This window comes from Streptomyces sp. OZ13, assembly GCF_052068155.1.
In the GTDB taxonomy this organism is placed as follows: domain Bacteria; phylum Actinomycetota; class Actinomycetes; order Streptomycetales; family Streptomycetaceae; genus Streptomyces.
In genome coordinates this window covers 263,318-282,395 of the sequence record NZ_JBQHCZ010000002.1, presented here as the reverse complement: position 1 = coordinate 282,395, position 19,078 = coordinate 263,318, and the positions used below count along the sequence as shown (strand labels likewise).

General features: G+C 72.2%; 19 protein-coding genes. 9 read left to right on the top strand and 10 right to left on the bottom strand.

The genetic code is table 11. From position 1 onward, the window contains the following. Positions 1 to 87: 87 nt before the first annotated feature. Genes egtA through egtD form a run of 4 tightly spaced genes read left to right on the top strand, consistent with a single transcriptional unit; the run spans position 88 to position 4,395 of the window. Positions 88 to 1,359 carry an ergothioneine biosynthesis glutamate--cysteine ligase EgtA gene (gene egtA, locus ACTMTU_RS04920; protein ID WP_441262201.1) on the top strand — a complete coding sequence of 424 codons (1,272 nt, stop codon included), beginning with the start codon at positions 88 to 90 and terminating at the stop codon, positions 1,357 to 1,359. Further along, positions 1,356 to 2,681 carry an ergothioneine biosynthesis protein EgtB gene (egtB, locus tag ACTMTU_RS04915; RefSeq protein ID WP_441262200.1) on the top strand — a complete coding sequence of 442 codons (1,326 nt, stop codon included), beginning with the start codon at positions 1,356 to 1,358 and terminating at the stop codon, positions 2,679 to 2,681. The genes egtA and egtB overlap by 4 nt, the downstream gene beginning before the upstream one ends. After that, positions 2,681 to 3,436: an ergothioneine biosynthesis protein EgtC gene (gene egtC, locus ACTMTU_RS04910; RefSeq protein WP_441262199.1), complete on the top strand. Its 756-nt coding sequence runs from the start codon at positions 2,681 to 2,683 to the stop codon at positions 3,434 to 3,436. Before egtB ends, egtC begins: the two co-directional genes overlap by 1 nt. Then, positions 3,433 to 4,395: an L-histidine N(alpha)-methyltransferase gene (gene egtD / locus ACTMTU_RS04905; protein WP_441262198.1), complete on the top strand. Its 963-nt coding sequence runs from the start codon at positions 3,433 to 3,435 to the stop codon at positions 4,393 to 4,395. Before egtC ends, egtD begins: the two co-directional genes overlap by 4 nt. Here the strand turns inward: egtD and ACTMTU_RS04900 are convergent. From ACTMTU_RS04900 to ACTMTU_RS04865, 8 genes are all read right to left on the bottom strand, one after another. Next, complete coding sequence (locus ACTMTU_RS04900) at positions 4,290 to 5,159, bottom strand: lysophospholipid acyltransferase family protein (RefSeq protein WP_441262197.1); 870 nt, start codon at positions 5,157 to 5,159, stop codon at positions 4,290 to 4,292. The genes egtD and ACTMTU_RS04900 overlap by 106 nt on opposite strands. Beyond that, positions 5,156 to 5,962, bottom strand: a complete 807-nt coding sequence (locus tag ACTMTU_RS04895) for a GNAT family N-acetyltransferase (RefSeq protein ID WP_441262196.1) — start codon at positions 5,960 to 5,962, stop codon at positions 5,156 to 5,158. The genes ACTMTU_RS04900 and ACTMTU_RS04895 overlap by 4 nt, the downstream gene beginning before the upstream one ends. Positions 5,963 to 6,250: 288 nt before the next feature. Continuing rightward, a complete protein-coding gene (locus tag ACTMTU_RS04890) occupies positions 6,251 to 7,498 on the bottom strand; it encodes an extracellular solute-binding protein (protein WP_441262195.1) in 1,248 nt (415 codons plus the stop codon). Positions 7,499 to 7,671: 173 nt separating this feature from the next. Beyond that, positions 7,672 to 9,111, bottom strand: coding sequence for a cellulose binding domain-containing protein (locus ACTMTU_RS04885; RefSeq protein ID WP_441262591.1), 1,440 nt, complete (start codon positions 9,109 to 9,111; stop codon positions 7,672 to 7,674). Between the two features lie 11 nt (positions 9,112 to 9,122). Further along, on the bottom strand, positions 9,123 to 10,679 hold the full coding sequence (locus ACTMTU_RS04880) for a beta-N-acetylhexosaminidase (RefSeq protein WP_441262194.1): 1,557 nt from the start codon (positions 10,677 to 10,679) through the stop codon (positions 9,123 to 9,125). 12 nt (positions 10,680 to 10,691) lie between these two features. Further along, entirely contained in the window at positions 10,692 to 11,525 is an 834-nt protein-coding gene (locus ACTMTU_RS04875; protein WP_441262193.1) for a carbohydrate ABC transporter permease, read from the bottom strand. Beyond that, positions 11,522 to 12,418 carry a carbohydrate ABC transporter permease gene (locus ACTMTU_RS04870; protein ID WP_441262192.1) on the bottom strand — a complete coding sequence of 299 codons (897 nt, stop codon included), beginning with the start codon at positions 12,416 to 12,418 and terminating at the stop codon, positions 11,522 to 11,524. The genes ACTMTU_RS04875 and ACTMTU_RS04870 overlap by 4 nt, the downstream gene beginning before the upstream one ends. Continuing rightward, a complete protein-coding gene (locus ACTMTU_RS04865) occupies positions 12,415 to 13,674 on the bottom strand; it encodes an extracellular solute-binding protein (protein ID WP_441262191.1) in 1,260 nt (419 codons plus the stop codon). The genes ACTMTU_RS04870 and ACTMTU_RS04865 overlap by 4 nt, the downstream gene beginning before the upstream one ends. A gap of 205 nt (positions 13,675 to 13,879) precedes the next feature. Between ACTMTU_RS04865 and ACTMTU_RS04860 the strand changes: the two genes are divergently transcribed. From ACTMTU_RS04860 to ACTMTU_RS04845, 4 genes are all read left to right on the top strand, one after another. Beyond that, positions 13,880 to 14,710 carry a GntR family transcriptional regulator gene (locus ACTMTU_RS04860; protein WP_441262190.1) on the top strand — a complete coding sequence of 277 codons (831 nt, stop codon included), beginning with the start codon at positions 13,880 to 13,882 and terminating at the stop codon, positions 14,708 to 14,710. Between the two features lie 58 nt (positions 14,711 to 14,768). After that, the gene (locus tag ACTMTU_RS04855; protein ID WP_441262189.1) at positions 14,769 to 14,945 is read left to right on the top strand and encodes a hypothetical protein; all 177 of its coding nucleotides are present in this window, start codon (positions 14,769 to 14,771) and stop codon (positions 14,943 to 14,945) included. 94 nt (positions 14,946 to 15,039) lie between these two features. Further along, positions 15,040 to 15,828 (top strand): GntR family transcriptional regulator, encoded by a 789-nt coding sequence (locus ACTMTU_RS04850; protein ID WP_441262188.1) that lies wholly within the window; start codon positions 15,040 to 15,042, stop codon positions 15,826 to 15,828. A gap of 25 nt (positions 15,829 to 15,853) precedes the next feature. Further along, positions 15,854 to 16,069 carry a dodecin gene (locus tag ACTMTU_RS04845; protein WP_005308402.1) on the top strand — a complete coding sequence of 72 codons (216 nt, stop codon included), beginning with the start codon at positions 15,854 to 15,856 and terminating at the stop codon, positions 16,067 to 16,069. Positions 16,070 to 16,292: 223 nt separating this feature from the next. Here ACTMTU_RS04845 and ACTMTU_RS04840 read toward each other — a convergent pair whose 3' ends face one another. Then, entirely contained in the window at positions 16,293 to 16,787 is a 495-nt protein-coding gene (locus ACTMTU_RS04840) for a phosphatase domain-containing protein (RefSeq protein ID WP_441262187.1), read from the bottom strand. Between the two features lie 140 nt (positions 16,788 to 16,927). Between ACTMTU_RS04840 and ACTMTU_RS04835 the strand changes: the two genes are divergently transcribed. Then, the gene (locus ACTMTU_RS04835; RefSeq protein ID WP_441262590.1) at positions 16,928 to 17,977 is read left to right on the top strand and encodes an MsnO8 family LLM class oxidoreductase; all 1,050 of its coding nucleotides are present in this window, start codon (positions 16,928 to 16,930) and stop codon (positions 17,975 to 17,977) included. A 114-nt stretch (positions 17,978 to 18,091) separates the two neighbouring features. Here the strand turns inward: ACTMTU_RS04835 and ACTMTU_RS04830 are convergent, their stop codons facing one another. Further along, positions 18,092 to 19,054 (bottom strand): LysR family transcriptional regulator, encoded by a 963-nt coding sequence (locus ACTMTU_RS04830; protein ID WP_441262186.1) that lies wholly within the window; start codon positions 19,052 to 19,054, stop codon positions 18,092 to 18,094. Positions 19,055 to 19,078: the final 24 nt, after the last annotated feature.

The window sequence follows — 19,078 nt, the reverse complement described above, 5'->3', positions numbered from 1 at the left end:
CATTTTCGCTCCTCAGGGGCACTCTTGTGCGGACCCGCAGCGGTGGCCTTAGGTTGACAGAAGTCCCTTCGACAGGAGGAGCCGATCATGCACCGAGCGGGAACGGGCGACTTCAGCCGTCCGATGTCCGAGGACGAGGCCGAGGACCTGCTCCGATGTATCTGCTTCAAGACAGGTCCGCCCCGCACCCTGGGCGTGGAGGTGGAATGGCTGGTCCATGACCGGGAGCAGCCCGGGAAACCCGTGGCACCCGACCGCCTCAGGAGCGCCTTCGACGACATACGCGCCCTGCCCCTGACCTCCGTACTCACCTTCGAGCCCGGCGGCCAGCTGGAACTCAGCTCGCGCCCCGCCGCCTCCCTGATGGAGTGCATCGACTCCACAGCCGCCGATCTGGACGCCGTACGAACGGCCCTCCGTCCGGCAGGCCTCACTCTGAACGGCATGGGACTCGATCCCTGGCACCCGCCCCGCCGGATCCTCCATGAACCGCGCTACGACGCGATGGAGAGATGCCTGGACCGCTCCGGCCCCTACGGCCGCTCGATGATGTGCAGCACGGCCTCCGTCCAGGTGTCGCTCGACACCGGTGAGGAGGAGCCGGGTCCGCTCGGGCACGGCCGCCGCTGGCGGCTCGCCCATCTGCTGGGCGCGGTCCTGCTGGCGGCCTTCGCCAACTCGCCCATGCTGGCCGGGCGTCCTACGGGCTGGCGCTCCACGCGGCAGGCGGTGTGGAACGTGCTGGATCCCGTGCGCCCGATGGCACCTCCCCTGGAGGCGGAGCCGCGGGCGGCGTGGGCCGCGCACGCGCTGGACGCACCCGTCATGTGCGTACGGATGCCGGACGGGGCGTGGCCGCTCCCCGAGGGCCTGACCTTCCGGGGCTGGCTGCGCTCCGGCGGACCGCGTCCGGCGACGCAGGAGGACCTCCGCTACCACCTCACGACGCTGTTCCCGCCCGTGCGGCCGCGCGGGCACCTGGAGTTGCGCATGATCGACGCGCAGCCCGGCGAGAACGGCTGGATGGTGCCGCTCGCGGTGACCGCCGCGCTCTTCGACGATCCCGAGGCGGCGGAGACCGTGTACCGCTCCCTCAAGCCGCTGGCGGAGTCCATGGGCGCCGGCGTCGCGCCGCGCAACGCGCTGTGGACGGCGGCGGCGCGGCACGGGCCGGCGGACGAGGAGCTGCGGAGCGCCGCCGTGGCGTGCTTCGGCGCGGCCCTGGAGGCGCTGGTACGCCTCGGCGCGTCGACGACCGTGCTCGACGAGGTGGCCCTTTTCAACGAACGCCATGTACTGCGGGGCCGGTGCCCCGCCGACGACCTGATCGCCTCCGTGGTGAAGGAGCCCGGCACATGACCGACCAGCTGCGGAGTCTGGCACTCGATGCGCTGACCCGTGCCCGTGACCGCACCGCCGCTCTCACATCCTGCGTCGACGACCGTGACCTGACCGCCCAGCACTCGCCGTTGATGTCGCCGCTGGTGTGGGACCTGGCCCATATCGGCAACCAGGAGGAGCAGTGGCTGCTGCGCCAGGTCGGCAAGGGCGAGGCGCTGCGGCCCGAGATCGACTCCCTCTACGACGCGTTCGAACATCCCCGGGCGGCCCGTCCCTCCTTGCCGCTGCTGGCACCCGCGGAGGCACGGGTGTACGCCGCCGACGTGCGCGGCCGGGTGCTGGACATCCTGGAGCGCACCGCGTTCGAGGGCGGTCCGCTCGTCGACGCCGGCTTCGCCTTCGGGATGATCGCCCAGCATGAGCAGCAGCACGACGAGACGATGCTGATCACCCATCAGCTGCGGAAGGGGCCGCCCGCCCTGGCCGCGCCGGAGCCGCCCGCCCATGCCATCGGTCCGCTGCCGCGGGAAGTACTGGTGCCCGGCGGGGCGTTCACGATGGGGACGTCCACCGAGCCGTGGGCGCTCGACAACGAACGGCCCGCCCACCGGCGTGTCGTGCCCGCGTTCCACATCGACACCACCCCGGTGACCTGCGGCGAGTACCAGGCGTTCATCGAGGACGGCGGCTACCAGGAGCGCCGCTGGTGGGCGGCTGAGGGCTGGGACCAGATCCGGCAGCACGACATCGGCGCGCCGCTGTTCTGGCGCCGCGAGGGCGGGACATGGCTGCGCCGCCGGTTCGGCGTCACCGAGGAGGTCCCGCCCGACGAGCCGGTGCTGCACGTGAGTTGGTACGAGGCGGACGCCTACGCGCGCTGGGCCGGCCGGCGGCTGCCGACCGAGGCCGAGTGGGAGAAGGCCGCCCGGCACGATCCGCAGACCGGCCGGGCCCGTCGCTACCCGTGGGGCGACGCGGACCCGACGGAGGCGCACGCCAACCTCGGCCAGCGCCATCTGCGGCCCGCCCCTGCGGGCAGCTATCCGCAGGGAGAATCGCCGCTGGGCGTACGGCAGCTCATCGGCGACGTGTGGGAGTGGACGTCGAGCGACTTCCTGCCCTACCCGGGGTTCGTCGCGTTCCCCTACCGCGAATACTCGGAGGTGTTCTTCGGGAGCGAGCACAAGGTGCTGCGCGGTGGTTCGTTCGCCGTCGACCCGGTGGCCTGCCGGGGCACGTTCCGCAACTGGGACCTGCCGGTGCGCCGCCAGATCTTCTCCGGCTTCCGTACCGCCCGGGACGCGCGGCAGCCCGCCGGACCGGACGGGGGTCTTCGCTGATGTGCCGTCATATCGCCTTTGTCGGGCGGCCGGAGGCGCTCGCCACCCTGCTCGTCGAGCCCGGGCACGGCCTGTTCCGCCAGTCGTGGGCGCCGCGCCGGCAGCGCTACGGCACGGTCAACGCGGACGGCTTCGGGGTCGGCTGGTACGCGGACGGCGACCCGGTTCCGGCCAGGTACCGGCGCGCGGGGCCGATCTGGGCGGACCTGTCCTTCACCGACCTGGCGCGGGTGGTGCGCAGCCACGCGGTGCTCGCCGCCGTACGGGACGCCACCGCACCCGGCGCGGACGGCGAGGCCGCGGCGGCGCCGTTCGCCTCCGGGCCGTGGCTGTTCAGCCACAACGGGGCGGTGCGCGGCTGGCCGGCCTCGATGGGCCCGCTCTCCGCCGCGCTGCCGGCGGAGGAACTGCTGTCGATGGAGGCGCGCAACGACTCGGCGCTGCTGTGGGCGCTGGCGCTGCGCCGGCTGCGCGCGGGCGACTCGCCCGCCCAGGCACTCGCCGACACCGTCCGGGACACGGCCGCGGCCGCGCCCGGGTCCCGGCTGAACCTGCTCCTGACGGACGGCACGATGATCGCCGCGACCGCCTGGGGCGACACCCTCTGGTACCTCACCGAGCCCGGCCGGCGCACGGTCGTGGCCTCGGAACCGTACGACGACGATCCGCTGTGGCAGGAGGTGCCGGACCGGACGCTGCTCACCGCGACCCGCGCCGACGTCCTGCTGACCGAGCTCAAGGAGCCGACCCAGTGAGCCCGTTCCTGCTGACCCGCACCCTGCCCGAGGACGCGACCAACGCCGCGCTCCGGGCCGATGTGCTGCACGGACTGACCCGTACGCCCAAGACACTGCCTCCGAAGTGGTTCTACGACACCCGCGGCAGCGAACTGTTCGAGGAGATCACCCGGCTTCCCGAGTACTACCCCACCCGCGCCGAACGGGAGATCCTCGCCGAACGGGCGCCGGAGATCGCCGCGGCGACCGGGGCGCGCACGCTCGTGGAGCTCGGGTCCGGCTCGTCCGAGAAGACCCGGTTCCTGCTGGACGCCCTGCCCTCGCTGCACAGTTACGTGCCCGTGGACGTCAGCGAGAGCGCACTGAAGGGTGCGGCGCAGGCCCTGCTGGCCGACCATCCGGACCTGAACGTGCACGCCCTGATCGCCGACTTCACTCGCGGGCCGGAGCTGCCCGTGACGCCGGGGCCCCGGCTGGTCGCGTTCCTCGGCGGGACGATCGGCAACCTCCTGCCGGGCGATCGGGCGCTCTTCCTGCGGTCCGTGCGGGCCATGCTGAACCCCGGCGACTTCCTGCTGCTGGGCACGGACCTGGTGAAGGACGAGTCGGTGCTCGTGCGCGCCTACGACGACGCCGCGGGCGTCACCGCCGAGTTCAACAAGAACGTCCTCGCGGTGCTGGCGCGGGAGCTCGGAGCGGACGTGGATCCCGGCGACTTCGACCATGTGGCGCGCTGGGACCGCGACAACGAGTGGATCGAGATGAGACTGCGGGCCCGCTCCGCCCTCACGGTGAAGATTCCCGAGCTGGATCTGGTGGTGCCCTTCGAGGAGGGGGAGGAACTGCGGACGGAGGTGTCCGCGAAGTTCCGTCAGGACGGTGTGCGGACCGAACTCGCGGGTGCGGGAATGGATATGACGCACTGGTGGACGGACGGGGAGGGCAGGTTCGCGCTGTCGCTCGCGACGGCGAGCTGAGCGGCCAGCGCCAGTGAGCGGCGGTCGGGGTGGCTCCCCGGGAGGATCGGCGGCAGCAGCCGGACCTCCGCGCTGAGCCCCTCGGCCGCCGCGACCCGCCACAGGGACGCGAGCAGCGGATCGTCACCGACGAACGCCGCCGCCCCGGTGGGCGAGTAGGTGACGCGAACGGGCTGGACGGCGGCGCCCGCGTCGAGCGCGGCCTGGAACGCGGCGGGCCGGAACCGTCCCCGGCCCCGCCCGCACCAGGTGGAGCCCTCGGGGAAGACGACGACCCGGGCCCCGCCGCGCAGTGCGCCCGCCATCGACGCCACGGCGGCGGGCAGCGCGCGCAACCGGTCCCGTTCCAGGAAGAAGGTGCCGCCGCGGGCGGCGAGCGGCCCGAGGACCGGCCATGAGCGGACCTCGCTCTTGGCGACCATCCGTCCCGGCAGGACCGAGGCGACCAGAGGGATGTCCAGCCATGAGATGTGGTTGGCGACGACCAGCGAGGCCCGCAGGTCGTGCGGCAGCCCGACGACGCGTACCCGCACGCCGAACGCCCGCAGCACGGCGCGCGACCAGAGACGGGTCAGCCGGTGGCGGAACGCCGCGCCGAGGAGGACGCCGAGGAGGGCCGCGACGGGGGCGAGCAGCAGGCCGGAGCCCACGGTCGCCAGGCCCGCCAGCAGCCGGGCGAGGGCCTTGAGTGGCCCGGCGACGGGCCCGTGGTGGGTCGCGCAGCCCTCGGGTGTGCAGGGCGCGCAGGGCAGCCAGGCGCTCATCGCACGGGGGCGAGGGAGAGGAAGTGCCGCAGGTACCGCGGGTCGGTGCGGCGCAGCGACAGCAGGACGTAGAGGTCGGCGACGTTGAAGTCGGGGTCGTGGGCGGGCGCCCCGCACACCCACGCGCCGAGCCTGAGGTAGCCGCGCAGCAGCGGCGGCAGCTCGGTGCGGCCGGCGGGGCGTGCGACGCCCTCCGCGTTCCACAGCTTGTGCGGGGTGACCCAGTGTTCCTCGGGCGCCAGGTTCTTGGCCCGCACGGTGTCCCAGGTCCCCGCGGCGAGGACGCCGCCGTCGGCGAGGGGGATCGAGCAGCAGCCCGCGAGCCAGTTGTGGCCGGTGCGGGTCATGTAGCGGGCGAGACCGGCCCAGATGAGAGCGATCACGGCGCCGTTGCGGTGCAGGGGGTGGACGCAGGAGCGACCGACCTCGACGAGGTCGTCGCGGATCGGGTCGAGACGGGTGAGGTCGAACTCGCCCTCGGAGTAGAGGCGGCCGGCGACACGGGCTCGATCGGGCGGCAGGAGCCGGTAGGTGCCGACCACCTCACCGGTGTCCGCCTCGCGCACGAGCAGGTGGTCGCAGTAGGCGTCGAAGGCGTCGGAGTCCAGACCGGGCTCGGGTCCGTCGAGCCTGGCTCCCATCTCCCCGGCGAACACCTGGTGGCGCAGGCGCTGCGCGGCACGCACCTCCTCCTGGTCGCGGGCGAGTGAGACGACGTACCGGGGTTGCTCGTGCTGGGGCGGCAAGGGAGCGGTCGGCTGTGCGGGCAGCGGAGCGGGGACGACGAGCGGCGATGCGGGCATGGCGGTCTCCTGTGCCGGACGGAGGGGGCGGACCGCTGGTGCGGCGGCCCGGCTCCTTGTTTCTTCCGTGGCCGGCTGGATTCGACATGACCGCCCGGCGGAGAGCGGATGTGAGGACGCTGAATGCCGGGCAATGCGCGGCGGAGCGGATGCCGCCGCTCCCCCGGCACGGGCCGACGCGCCCGTCGGTCCGGGTGCTGTCGACCGCTGCCGTCGATCCAAGTCCCGGTGGATCCGGGTGCCGTCGACCGCTGCTGTGGACGCGCGACCTCGGATCCGCCCGTCCCGTCAGGGCAGCAGCGCCGCCGTGATCCTGTCCGACGCCGCTCGCGCCGCGCGCGCCGGGTCCTGCCCCTGGAGGACGGCCGTCATGTACGGCTTGATGGGGTTGTCGGCCTCGACGGCGGCCCATTGCGGCGAGTTGGGAGTGGCCCTGCCCTTCGCGGCGCCGGCGGCCATCGCGGCCGTGCCCTCCCTGCCCTCGATGACACCGGCGAGCGTGGTCTTGTTGGGCACGTAGTTCATCGTGAGGGCGAGCTCGGTCTGCCATTCCTCGCTCGCGAGCGCCTTCACCACCTCGACGCCGGCGGATCTCTCCCGCGCGTTCTCGGGCACGATCAGGTCGGAACCGCCGATGAAGACCGCGCCGGGGGCCTCGGACGTCTTGCCCGGTACGGGGAAGAAGCCCAGCTTCCCCTTCAGCGCCGGATTGGCCTTCTCTATGAGGGGCGCCGCGCTCGGCACGGCGATGATCTGCGCGACGTCGCCCTTGGCGAAGACGTCCGTCTGGGGCGGCGTCACCTCGTCGGCGTCCTTCGGCCCGTTCCCGTGCGACTGGAGCCGCTTGTAGAAGTCCATGCCGCGCAGAGCCGCCTCGGAGTGCAGGGCGCCTTCCCAGCTCCCGCCCTGCTCGACGGCCAGTTGCCCGCCCTCTTCCCAGACGAAGCCCGCGAGGGTGTACCAGTCCTGGCCCGAGAGGTAGATGCCCTGCCGGCCGGGGCCGTCCAGTTTCTCGGAGATCTCCAGCCACTCGGCACGGTCCTTGGGCGGCTCGGTGATGCCCGCCCGGGCGAAGAGGTCCTTGTTGTAGATGACGACCCGGTTGGCCGCGTACCACGGGATGCCGTACTGGGAGCCGTTGATGCTGCCCGGTTCCGCGAGACCGGGCAGCCAGTCCTCGCTGCCGAGGTCACGGACCGATTCGAGGGTCAGGTCGCGCAGCGCGTCGCTCTCCGCGTACTGGGCGACCTGGGTGTTGCCGACCTCGATGACCTCGGGGGCGTCGTCGCTCTCCAGCGCCGCCATGACCTTCTTGCCGATGCCGGTCCACTCCTGGAAGGTCACCTTCAGGTCGACGGACGGGTGCTGTTTCTCGTACTCGGTGGTGAAACGCTCGAGGAACTCGTCGGAGACGCTGTCCTTCATGAGCCATATGTCCACGGTGCTCTTGGGTGAACCGCCGGGGACCAGCCCGCAGCCGACGAGCGTGACGGCGCACACGAGCGCGGCGGACAGGGCGAGCGAGCGGTTCTTCACGTAGGTCACCTTCTGTGTGGCACGGAGGATCGACCCGACGTGGGGGAAGCGAGCGACGCTCGCACGGGTTGTGGCTGGATTTTGGTCTGTACCAAAGGTCCGGTCAAGTCCGGGAACGCGCCGGGCAGCGGGAGGGGCGGGTGCGGGAACCGCACCCGCCCCTCACGAAATCTTCACCCCGTGGCCGGAACGGTGTCCTCGAAGCCGACCCCCGCCGACCGGTACGCGGCGACCTTCGCGGCGGCCTGCGCGGGGGTGAGGACCTGGTCCTTGACGTGGAGCAGGTAGTCGACCTTCTGGTCGTAGGAGCGGGGCGTGGTGCTGCCCTGGCCCGCCAGGTCGATCAGCCACTGGTTGAAGTTGATGCTCATCGTGCGCTCGGGGAGGTAGCGCGCGTCGTGCCGGCCGAACTCCTGGCCGTCCACGTAGTAGACGATGCTGCTGTCGTCGATGGTCAGGACGAGGTCGTGCCACCCGGCGTAGCTCGCCCGGACCTCGGAGTGCTGGTTGACGGCCTCCCACGGGTCGGGTCGGTAGGTCTCCCACGAGGTGGTGTACAGGATGTTGGCGGGCTCGCCCCAGCCGCCGTTGGGCAGATACTCGAAGTCGTACTCGGCGTAGTCGTCCGCCATCGGGGCCTTGAGGTCGTTGATGGTGAAGAACGTCTGGACGAGGTGGTCGCCGTCCGGGCCGGACCGTGGGGCGTCGGAGAAGTGCACCCGGGCCGCGTAGGTGCCGTTCTTGAACTTCATGTCCTTGGTGAGGATCTCGGTGTGCTCGGTGGTCGCACCGCTGCCCGCGGTGGAGGTCTCCAGGTTCATGATCGAGTTGGTCCCCTCCTTGGCGAAGGTGACGTTCTCGGGCGCCCAGGTCGCCCCGGGCACGCCGGGGCCGCCCGCGTTGGAGCGGACGTTCCAGCCGTGGGCGCCGATGGCGGGATCGGTGTGCGAGGTGTAGTCGAAGTCGTCGAAGAGAGCAGGACCGTCCGCCGGCGGGTCGGTGGGGCCCGGCGGGTCGGTGGGGTCGTTGCCGGCGGGGGCGGTGCCCCACACCGTCGGGCCGCCGACGCTCGCGGTGACCTTGGTCCAGTCGCCGTACGAGGTCCGGCCGGGACCGAAGGAGTAGTCGTCGTTCTGGTTCAGGGGGCGCCAGTCGGAGCGGTGGAAGCGCAGTTGCATGTCACCGGTGTCAGCGCCCGGCGCCAGGCTGCCCGCGCCCGCCCGGAAACCGATCTCCAGGTAGCGGTCCGCGTCGGCGGTGGGGGCGGCGAGCGTGCCGAACGTGCCGGTGATGTTCGCGCAGCCCCGTACCGCCCATGAGCAGGCGAAGGTGTAGGAGGCCCCGGCGTCGGCCTTGAAGTAGTAGCGGATGCGGACCTCGCTCAGGGAGAGCGTGGCGCTGCCGGAGTTGACGACCTTGAACCACGGCTCCGCCTGGTCGCTGCCGCTCGAGCTCTGGCGGTACTGGACCCTCACCGAGGTGTCGGCGGCCGCGGCCGGCAGGGCGGACAGGGTGGCGCAGCCGAGACCGGCCACCACGGCGGCGGCCAGTGCGGCACGTGCCCGGATGCCGGGGCGGGTACGGGTCCGGCCTGTACGCGCTGTTGTGCTCATGCTGGTGCTGGTCACCTGGTTTTCCTCTCGGAAGGGGTGGTCGTGGGGGGTCGGCCCGGGATGCCGAGGGCTCCGAGCCGGGCTCTGTGGTGGTGCAGCCGTGCGCTGAATCCCGTCCAGTCGCCGCCGCCGCTCCAGGCGGTGTCGGCGAGGGCGCACAGCCGGGGGAAGGCGAGGTACTCGGCGTGCTCGGCCGTGGTCACGTACTCGGTCCACAACTGGGCCTGGGTGCCGAGCACATGGCCCGCGGCCTCCGCCTCCCAGTGGGCGGGGGCCGGCTCCGTCGCGTACACGGCCCGCAGATCGACGACCGCGCCGGGCTGGCCGGGCGGTTCGCCGGCGTCGGCCGACTGCGGGTAGTCGAGGTACGTGGAGCGGTAGGGGGCCATGATCACCTGCTGGCTGCGGCGGGCGGCGGCCAGAGCGTGGGCCTCGTCGCGCCACATCATGGCGGTGAACGAGGACGGCAGATCGAGACCGGTCTCCGTCCAGCCGAGCGGCTGCCGCCCCCGCTCGCGCAGATGGGCGCCGATCCGCCCCATGAACCAGCCGTGCAGCGCCTCGGGGCCGCCTATGCCCTCCTGTTCGGCGCGCAGTCGCGCCGCGGGTGAGGCGTGCCACTCGGTGATGGGGCACTCCTCGCCGCCGATGTGGACGTACCGGGAAGGGAAGACGTCGATGACCTCGTCCAGGACGGTGCGGCAGAAGTCGAGGACCTCGTCGTGCACACCGAGGACGGTTTCGCAGACGCCCCACTGCCGCCACACGTCCAGCCGGCGGTCCGGCCGGTTGCCCAGGTGCGGGTAGGCGGCGAGCGCGGCGCGGACGTGGCCCGGCATCTCGATCTCGGGCACGACGGTGACGCCGCGGTCGGCGGCGTGGGCGACGAGGGCGGCGAGCTCCGCCCGGGTGTAGGCGCCGCCGTGGGGCAGACCGCCCACTTCTGTGAGCCTCGGGTACGCGGCGACGGGCATCCGCCAGCCCTGGTCGTCGGTGAGATGCAGATGCAGCACGTTGAGCTTGTGCAGCGCCAGCAGGTCGACGAAGCGCCGGAGGAACGCCACGGGCAGGAAGTGGCGGGCCACGTCGAGCATCGCTCCGCGCCAGGGGAAGCGCGGCACGTCGGTGATCTGCACACAGGGCAGGGACCAGTGGGCGCCGCGGGCGGGAGTGCCCGACAGGACGGCGGGGGGCAGCAGTTGGCGCAAGGTCTGGATGCCGTGAAGCAGCCCCGCGGGGCTGCCGGCGCGCAGCAGCACCGCGTCGGTCCCGACGGTGAGTCCGTAGCCCTCCGCCCCGAGCCCGGTGAGCTGGGGGTCGAGGGCGAGGACGACGCGGCCGTCTGGCACGAGGGGCAGCGGCAGGCCGGTGGCCGGGGCGAGATGGGCCCGCAGGAGCGCGGCGGCCGGTCCGGCTCCGCGGGTGGCGCGGATGCCGGTACTGCCGTCGAGTACGAACTCACCTGACGCGACGGCGAGTTGGGCCGGACGGGGGATCAGTGCGGGGCCGGTGCGCGATCCGGTGCGGGGTGGTCCGGTGCGGATGGTTCCGGTGCGGGGTGCGGGCATGTGTCGGCTCTCCTATCCCTTGACCGCGCCGCCGGTCATCCCGGCGGAGACCCGGCGCTGAAGCACCAGGAAGAGGACGAGTACGGGCAGGGCGAAGAGTGTGGAAGCGGCCATCGTGGCGCCCCAGTCGGTGCCGAAGACGTTCGAGAACGAGGAGAGCCAGACGGGCAGGGTGCGGTCGTCCTGGTTCTTGATGATCAGCATGTTGGCGAAGGCGAACTCGTTCCACGCGGTGATGAAGCCGAACAGCGACGTCGCCAGCAGCCCCGGCGCGAGCAGCGGGAAGGTGACGCGGCGGAAGGCGGCGGCCCGTGTACAGCCGTCGACCTGGGCGGCCTCCTCGAGTTCGACGGGGATCGCGGCCAGGAAGCTGCGCAGGGTCACGACGGTGAACGGCAGTGTGATCATGAAGTAGACGAGAGTGAGGGTGGCCAGGCTGTCGAGCATGTCGGCGTCCCTGGCGATGATGTACATCGGGATCAGCAGGGCCTCCCAGGGGGCGACCTGGGCGATGAACACCATCAGGACGAAGCCCCGCCGGCCCTTCCAGCGCAGCCGGGCGACGGCGAAGGCCGCGCCCGTCGCCACCAGCAGTGCGAGCAGCACACTGCCCGCGGTGACGGTCAGGCTGTTGCGCCAGAACGACCAGAAGCCGTCCGCCCGCAGGGCGTTGGCGAAGTTGTCGAGGGTCAGTGTGGTGGGCAGCAGCGCCGGGGATCCGGTGTGGATGTCGGCGGCCGGCTTGAAGGCGGTGAGGATCATCCAGTACACGGGGAACACCGAGAGGACGAAGACGATCAGCGCTCCCGCGTTCAGCAGCAGACGCCGCGGCGAGGTCGGTCTCACAGCTCGGCCTCCTGTTTGAACATCTGCCGGAAGTAGAAGATCAGCGCGGCGACGAGCATCAGCACGGTCAGCGTCGCGACAGCCGCCCCGAGGTCGTAGCGGTGCAGTGACTGCGCCACCTGGTAGGCGTAGACGGGCAGGGTGGTCGTCGCGCCGCCCGGCCCGCCTCTGGTCACGGCCCAGATCTGGGCGAAACAGCGGAAGACCCAGATGACTTCGAGGCAGAGGATCAGCCCGAAGACCGGACGGAGGACGGGCAGCGTCACCGACCAGAAGATCCGGCCGCCGCCGGCCCCGTCGATCCTGGCCGATTCGAAGAGTTCGGCGGGGACGGTCGCGAGCGCCGCGTGCAGGGTGACGGCGACGAACGGGACCGACTGCCATACGACGAGCAGCACCAGGAGCGTGAAGGCGGCCGGGCCGTGCGCGAGCCAGGAGTAGCCCTCGAAGGAGTCGAACCCGATCCCGGCCAGCACCCGGTTGACCAGTCCGAGACGCGAGGAGAACAGCCACTGGAAGACGGTCGTGGTGGCGATCACGGGGCTGGCCCAGGCGAGCACGAGTCCGCTCAGCACCAGGACGCGCATCCTCCTGCCGAGCCGCTGGAGCATGAGGGCGGCCATGGTGCCCAGCACCATGATCAGCACCACGTTGACCGTGGTCCACCACAGGGTGCGGCGGACCACCTCCCAGAACTCCGCGTCCCCGAGGATCTCCCGGTAGTTGTCCAGACCGGTGAAGGCGGCGTCGCCGCGGATGAGTTCGCCCATCCCGTAGTGCTGGAAGGAGATCAGCAGGTTGCGTGCCACCGGGTAGGCCAGCAGGACGGCCGCGCCGAGGACGGTCGGCGCGATGAGGAGGTACGGCCAGAGTGCGCGGGGCGAACTCCTCATGACCCGAGCGTCTTGGTGATCTTGTCGGAGGCCTCTTTCGCCGCCTTCGCCGGGTCGCTGCCTGTGAGCACCGCCGTCATGTACTGCTTGACGGGGTTGGTGGCCTCGACGGCCGCCCACTGCGGGGAGTTGGGCGTGGCGCGGCCGTGGGCCGCCGCGGCGGCCATGGCCGCGGTGCCCTCGTTGGCCTCGATGACCCCGGCGAGGGAGGTCCGGTTGGGGACGTAACTCATGGTCTTCGCCAGGTCGGTCTGCCACTTGTCGCCCGCGAGCTCCTTCACCACCTGATAGGCGGCGTCGTGGTGGGCGGAGGCCTCGGGGATGATGAGGTCGGAGCCGCCGGTGAAGGTGGCGCCCGGCCGGCCGGCGGTGTTCCCGGGGACGGGGAAGAACCCCAGCTTCCCGGCGAGCGCCGGGGCGGCCTGTTCGATGATCTTCGCCCCGCCCGGTACGGAGATGATCTGGGCGACGTCACCCTTGGCGAAGACGTCGGCCTGCGGCGGTTTGGCCTCGTCGGAGTCCTTGGGGCCGTCGCCGAGGGCCTGGAGGCGCTGGTAGAACTCCATGCCCTTGAGCGCCTCCGGCGAGTGGAGCGCCCCCTTCCAGGTGTCGCCCTCGCGTTCGGCGAGCTCCCCGCCCTCGTCCCAGATGAAGCCGGCGAGGGTGTACCAGTTCTGGCCGGGCAGGTAGATGCCCTGGGTGCTGCCGGTGTCGAGTTTCCGGGTGATCTCGAGCCATTCGTCGCGGGTCCTGGGCGGGGCGGTGACGCCGGCTGCGGCGAAGAGGTCCTTGTTGTAGATGACGACGCGGTTGGCGGCGTACCAGGGGATGCCGTACTGCTTCCCGTCGATCCTGCCGGGGTCGGCGAGGCCGGGCAGCCAGTCGGCGCCCGCCAGTTCGCCGACCTTGTCCGTGAGGTCCTTGACACCGCCGCTGGCGGCGTACTGGGCGACCTGGGTGTTGCCGACCTCGATGACGTCGGGCGCGTCCCGGCCGGCGAGCGCGGCGGTGATCTTCTCGCCGATGCCGTCCCACTCCTGGATCTGGATGTCCAGGGTGGTTCCCTCGTGCCGCTGCTCGAAGTCCTTCTCGAAGCGCTTGAGATAGGCGTCGGAGACGCTGTCCCTCATGATCCAGACCGTGAGTTCCTCCGTGCCTCCGGCCGCCTCGGAATCCGGGCCGGACGTGGAGCTGCACGCTGCGAGAGGCAGGGAGACGGCGACGACGGCGGCAGCGGCGATGGAGCGAATCTTCAACTGATCCACCTCTGAAGTGAGTTGACCAATTGGTAAACTGGCCAACGGCGTGGCTAGAAGGTGGCATGGACCAATGTTGACGTCAAGGGCTTTGAAAACACTGGTTCGTTCAGCAAGTGGCCGTCGTGCCGTGCAGATCACTGGTAAGCAGCATCGTTTACCATCTGACCAGTTGCCGACGACGTGGAGCAGAGAGGCAGGGTCCATGGAGAGCAGCTCTTCGGGCGCCGTACTGAAGCGGGAAAGGGTCAGGGAGTTCCTGCTCGGCCTGATCGAGGCCGGCCGGCCCGGCGACGCCATCCCCTCCGAGCGGACCCTCTGCGCGGAACTCGGCGTGTCCCGCCCCACACTGCGTGCCGCCGTGGACGAACTCGTCGCCACCGGGGCGCTCGTACGGGAGCACGGCCGTGGGATGTTCGTCGCACCGGCGAAGATCACCCAGGAACTCGTCTCCGACGACGCGGCGTTCGCCGTCCCTCGCGCGGCGGGCGCCTGGTCGAGCCGTGTCCTGGAGCTCGCCACCATCACCGCGGGCGCCCGGATCGGCCGCAAGCTGCGGATGTCCCCCGCCGCCGAACTGGTCTACATCGCCCGGCTGCGACTCGTCGACGGCGCCCCCATGGCGATCGAGCACCTGCACATCCCCGCCCGGCTCGTGCCCTCCCTGACCCCGCAGGAACTCGAGGCCGGAGACCTCTACGACCATCTGCGCGAGCACCATCAGGTCCACGTCGACCAGGCCGTCCAGTCGATCGAGCCGACCGTCGTCAACGAGGCGGAGGCCGCGGTGCTCGACGTGCCGGTCCTCTCCCCCGCGCTGCTGGTCGAGCGCCTGACGACGGACACCGCGGGAAGCCCGGTCGAGTACGTCCACTCGGTGTACCGGGGCGACCGCTACCGCATCGTCTCCCGTCTCGCGCTCGGCCCGTCCGCCGCACCTGCCGACCGCCCGGCGGGCCACCATCCCGGCATCCCCCCGGGCGACTTCGCGCACGGCGACATCATCACGTCGTCGACGACCGGCGACGCGTACTGAACCTGCCCTCGCCGCCCCGACCATCCCGCAGCGACCGGGCACAGCGCCCGCGACGAACGTGGCCCGGGGCACCGCGCCCGCCCGGGGGCTCGACAAGGCGCGCTCCCGCCCCGGCCGCGAGCCTGCCGCGTCCCTCACGGAACTCGCCGAGGTGGTGCGGGAGTTCGTGCGGCTCGGACCGACGCAGGCACCACAGTCCGTGGTGGCCTTCCGGTCGCAGCGGGCCGCCGCCTGAAAGGGCCGTATCCTCGGCCCATCAAGCTCACGGGCTCTGGCTCTGGCTCTGGCTAGGACTCGGGCAGGGCTAGGGCTCTCGGGAGGGGACGGCGATGAGGGACGAGGGCGCGCCCCGGGCGGCGCTCAAACGCGAGCGGGTGCGGGCGTATCTGCTGGGCCTGGTGGACGACCGGCGCCCCGGGGACGCCATCCCCTCCGAACGCACCCTCTGCGCCGCCCTCGACGTCTCACGCCCCACCCTCCGCGCCGCCGTCGACGAACTCGTCGCCACCGGGGCGCTCGTACGGGAGCACGGCCGCGGGATGTTCGTCGCACCCGCCAAGATCACCCAGGAGCTGGTGGGCGACTCGGCTCCGGCCGCCGCCCCGCAAGCACCGGGGACATGGTCGAGCCGCGTGCTGGAGTTCCGCAGGACCGCCGCGGGCGCCCGAATCGGACGCAGGCTGCGGCTCTCCCCCGCCGCGGAGATCTTCCACGTCGCCCGGCTGCGGCTGGTCGACGGCGGCCCCGTCGGACTCGAATACCTGCACATCCCGGCCGGGCTCGCCCCCGATCTCACCCCGCGGTGGATGGAGTCGGGCTTCTACCGCTACCTGAGGGCCGAGCGTCGGATCGTCGCCGCCCGGGCGGAGCAGTCCATCGAGCCCACCGTGCTGAGCGAGGCCGAGGCGGAGCTGCTGGCCGTACCCGTCCTGTCGCCGGCGCTGCTCTTCGACCGCGTCACCTCCGACCCCGAGGGCCGTCCGGTCGAGTACGTGCGCTCCCTCTACCGCGGGGACCGCTACCGCATCCTCTCCCGGCTTTCGCTCGGTCCCACGGGGGACGGCAGCCCCGCGCCCGACGCCTCGCGGGAAGCCGACTGGTGGGGCACGGTGGAGTGAACGCACCGAGAGGAGCACGACACCCATGTCGAACCACACCTACCGCGTCACCGAGATCGTGGGCACCTCGCCCGACGGGGTCGACCAGGCCATCAAGAACGGCATCTCCCGGGCCTCGCAGACGCTGCGGGGCCTCGACTGGTTCGAGGTGACGCAGGTCCGCGGGCACATCGTCGAGGGGCGGATCGAGCACTACCAGGTCGGTCTGAAGGTCGGCTTCCGTCTCGAGGACGGCGACTGAGCACACGCGACGAGGAGTCGCGACCGACGACACGCCGCCCCGTCCGTTCAGGGGCGGCGTGCGGCACGTCCCGGAACAGCCAAACCCGGCCCGGCTCAAGCGCGGGGACGACCGGCGCGGCTCAGGTGCGGGGCGGACCGGGCGCCGCTCAGGTGCGGGGCGACCGCGCGGCCCCGGGTGCGTCCGGTCGCCACGGCTCAGGGACGGGGCTGACCGGCCCCGCTCAGGTGCGGCCCTCACGCTCCTGCGCCTCGTGCATGGCAGGCGTCGTGGTCGCCCTGCCCCAGACCGCCCGTACGACCCGGAAACCGGCGCGCTCCGCGTCCTGGCACACCAGTTCCTCGTCGTCCACCAGCATCGTGATCTCCCGGTCGCGGGAGAGCTGCCGCAGGATCTCGAGCTTGGTCCTGCGGGCGGGCCGCCGGTCGTCGTTGCGCCGCATGAAGATCCGCCCCTCGGGCAGCCCCTGTGCCGCGAGCCAGTCCACCGTGTCCTTCCGGCAGCGCTCCGGCCGGCCGGTCAGGTACAGCACCTCGCACTCCTGCGCCGCCTTCAGGCACAGCGCCACGCCTTCGGCGAGCGGCGGGTCCTGGGGGGCGGCGGCGAAGAAGGCGTCCCACGCGCGTGGCTTGCGTTCCAGCAGATGCTGGCGGTGCCCGGCGTCGGAGAGCGTTCCATCGAGGTCGAATACGGCCAGCGGCCTGCTGCTCTGGGTCACGCCGGTCACCCTAGGCCCTCGCCGCGGGATCCTGCCGGATCGGGGGCACGGCGGAACCGAGGGCGGCCCGGAGCCGGGAGAACGGGCCCCGGCGGAGGTGGCTCGGGCGGCACATCGGGAATCCTCGCGCGGTGAACGCGTTGAACCGTGATGTGAGCTCACTGACCGCGTCCACCGTCCGTCTGTCGGTCCTCGACCGTTCCCGCACCCGTGAGGGGTACGAAGGCCCAGCCGCGCTGCGGGACACCGTGAGCCTCGCCGTGCAGGCCGAGGCCCTCGGCTACCACCGCTTCTGGGTCTCCGAGCACCACGGCGTCCCGGGCGTCGCGGGCTCGGCGCCGACGGTGCTCGCGGCGGCGGTCGCCGCCGCGACCACCTCGATCCGCGTCGGCACCGGCGGCGTCATGCTGCCCAACCACCAACCCCTGGTCGTGGCAGAGCAGTTCGGCGTGCTGGAGTCCCTCTTCCCCGGCCGGGTCGACATGGGGCTCGGCCGGTCCGTCGGCTTCACGGACGGAATCCGCCGCGCGCTCGGCCGCGACAAGCAGGACGCGGAGGACTTCGAGGCCCGGCTGGAGGAACTGCTGGGCTGGTTCACCGGCGACCGGACGGCGCATCCGCACGTCCACGCCCGCCCCTCGGAGGGGCTCAGGGTCCCTCCGTTCCTGCTCGCCACCGGTGAGGGCGCGGGGATCGCGGCCCGTGCCGGTCTTCCGCTGGTCATCGGCGATCTCCGTGGCCGGGAGCGGCTCCTCAGGGCCGTGGAGGGCTACCGGCGGGACTTCCGCCCCTCCGCCTGGGCGGAGCGGCCGTACGTGGTCGTCGCGGGGACGGTCGCCGTCGCCGGGAGCGAGGAGGAGGCGCGCCGGCTGCTGATGCCGGAGGCCTGGTCGATGGCGTATTCCCGCACGCACGGGACGTTCCCGCCGCTCCTGCCGTCCGAACGCATCGAGGCGCTGACGATGACCGCCAAGGAGCGCGATCTCTACGAGTCGGGGCTGAGCGGCCACATCGCGGGAACCGAGGACCAGGTCGCCGACGCCCTGGGGGCGGCGGTCGAGGAGAGCGGGGCCGACGAGGTACTCGTCACGACCAGCACCTACGACCGCGTGGCGCTGCTGGACTCGCTGCGGCATCTCGCGCGGCTGGCCGGCCTGTCTTCCCACGAGCTGACCGGCGCGGCGGCCTGACCTGCCGGACGCCGCCGCGTGCCCGACCGGACTGGGCGCGGCCCGCGTCCACCCGCGCCCTCCCGAAGGCCCCTGACCAGCGGCCCGGCCCGCCCTCGTCCCCCCGCTCGCGCCTCACCCGAAGACCACCGACCAGGGGCGCGGCCCGTCGCCGCCCGATGTCTCGGCCGGTGCCGCGGCGCCGAGGGCCGGTGTGCGGTCGCGGGCCAGGACGTCCGCGGCGACGGCCGCGAACTCGGCCGCGGCCCTGTGCGGCGACTGACCCGGCCAGGCCGCGCGGATCCGCTGCGCGAGCGGCCGGTCCGCGAGGGGCCGCCAGACAACCCTGGGCTCCTTGCGGGCCACCGGCCCCTGGTCGAAGGCGACTCCGTGGCCGGCCGCCACCAGGCCGATGAGGAACTCTGGGTTACGGGCCTGCCGCACCGTACGGGGAACGAAGCCGGCGGCACGGCAGATCTCGAGCGTCGTGTCGTACCAGCCGGGGGCCGAGGCCCTCGGGAAGAGGACGAGGTCCTGGCCAGCCAGGTCGGCCAGCGCGACCTCCGGGAGCCGGGCGAGGGGCGAGGTGCGGGGCAGCACCACACCCAGCTCGAGCCGGGTCTCCGGTCCCAGCTCCAGGCCGCTGACGTCCGCAGGCTGCTGGACGAGACCGATGTCGAGCCCCCCGGAGGCCAGCAGCCGGAGCTGCTCGTCCGTCGTCAGCTCCTGGAGGTCGACGCGCAGGGCCCGTTCCCCGCATTCGGCGACCAGAGCCCCCAGCACCGCCGCGGAAGTGTCGGGCGGTACGCCCGCGCGCAGCATGCCGAGGCCGCCGTCGCGGGCACGGCGGACGAGCGCCCTGGTGCGCTCCGTACGGGACAGCAGGTCCCGCGCCTGGTCCACGAGTACGGACCCGGCCGGGGTGAGCTGCACCTGCCGCCGTGAACGGTCGAAGAGTTCCGCGCCGAGCTCGTCCTCCAGCTTGCGCACGGCTCGGCTGAGCGGCGGCTGGGCCATGCCGAGGCGATCGGCCGCCCGCCCGAAGTTCAACTCGTCGGCCACAACGACGAAGATACGCAAGTGGCGCAGGAGATCCACGGGACGACCCTAGGCGACAGGAGC

Coding starts and splice junctions, on each gene's coding strand:
- ACTMTU_RS04860 (WP_441262190.1), top strand. CDS start 13,880: ATGGAGAGCAGCTCTTCGGGCGCCGTACTGAAGCGGGAAAGGGTCAGG.
- egtA (WP_441262201.1), top strand. CDS start 88: ATGCACCGAGCGGGAACGGGCGACTTCAGCCGTCCGATGTCCGAGGAC.
- egtC (WP_441262199.1), top strand. CDS start 2,681: ATGTGCCGTCATATCGCCTTTGTCGGGCGGCCGGAGGCGCTCGCCACC.
- ACTMTU_RS04850 (WP_441262188.1), top strand. CDS start 15,040: ATGAGGGACGAGGGCGCGCCCCGGGCGGCGCTCAAACGCGAGCGGGTG.
- ACTMTU_RS04880 (WP_441262194.1), bottom strand. CDS start 10,679: ATGCCCGCACCCCGCACCGGAACCATCCGCACCGGACCACCCCGCACC.
- ACTMTU_RS04885 (WP_441262591.1), bottom strand. CDS start 9,111: ATGAGCACAACAGCGCGTACAGGCCGGACCCGTACCCGCCCCGGCATC.
- ACTMTU_RS04845 (WP_005308402.1), top strand. CDS start 15,854: ATGTCGAACCACACCTACCGCGTCACCGAGATCGTGGGCACCTCGCCC.
- ACTMTU_RS04870 (WP_441262192.1), bottom strand. CDS start 12,418: ATGAGGAGTTCGCCCCGCGCACTCTGGCCGTACCTCCTCATCGCGCCG.
- ACTMTU_RS04895 (WP_441262196.1), bottom strand. CDS start 5,962: ATGCCCGCATCGCCGCTCGTCGTCCCCGCTCCGCTGCCCGCACAGCCG.
- ACTMTU_RS04900 (WP_441262197.1), bottom strand. CDS start 5,159: ATGAGCGCCTGGCTGCCCTGCGCGCCCTGCACACCCGAGGGCTGCGCG.
- egtB (WP_441262200.1), top strand. CDS start 1,356: ATGACCGACCAGCTGCGGAGTCTGGCACTCGATGCGCTGACCCGTGCC.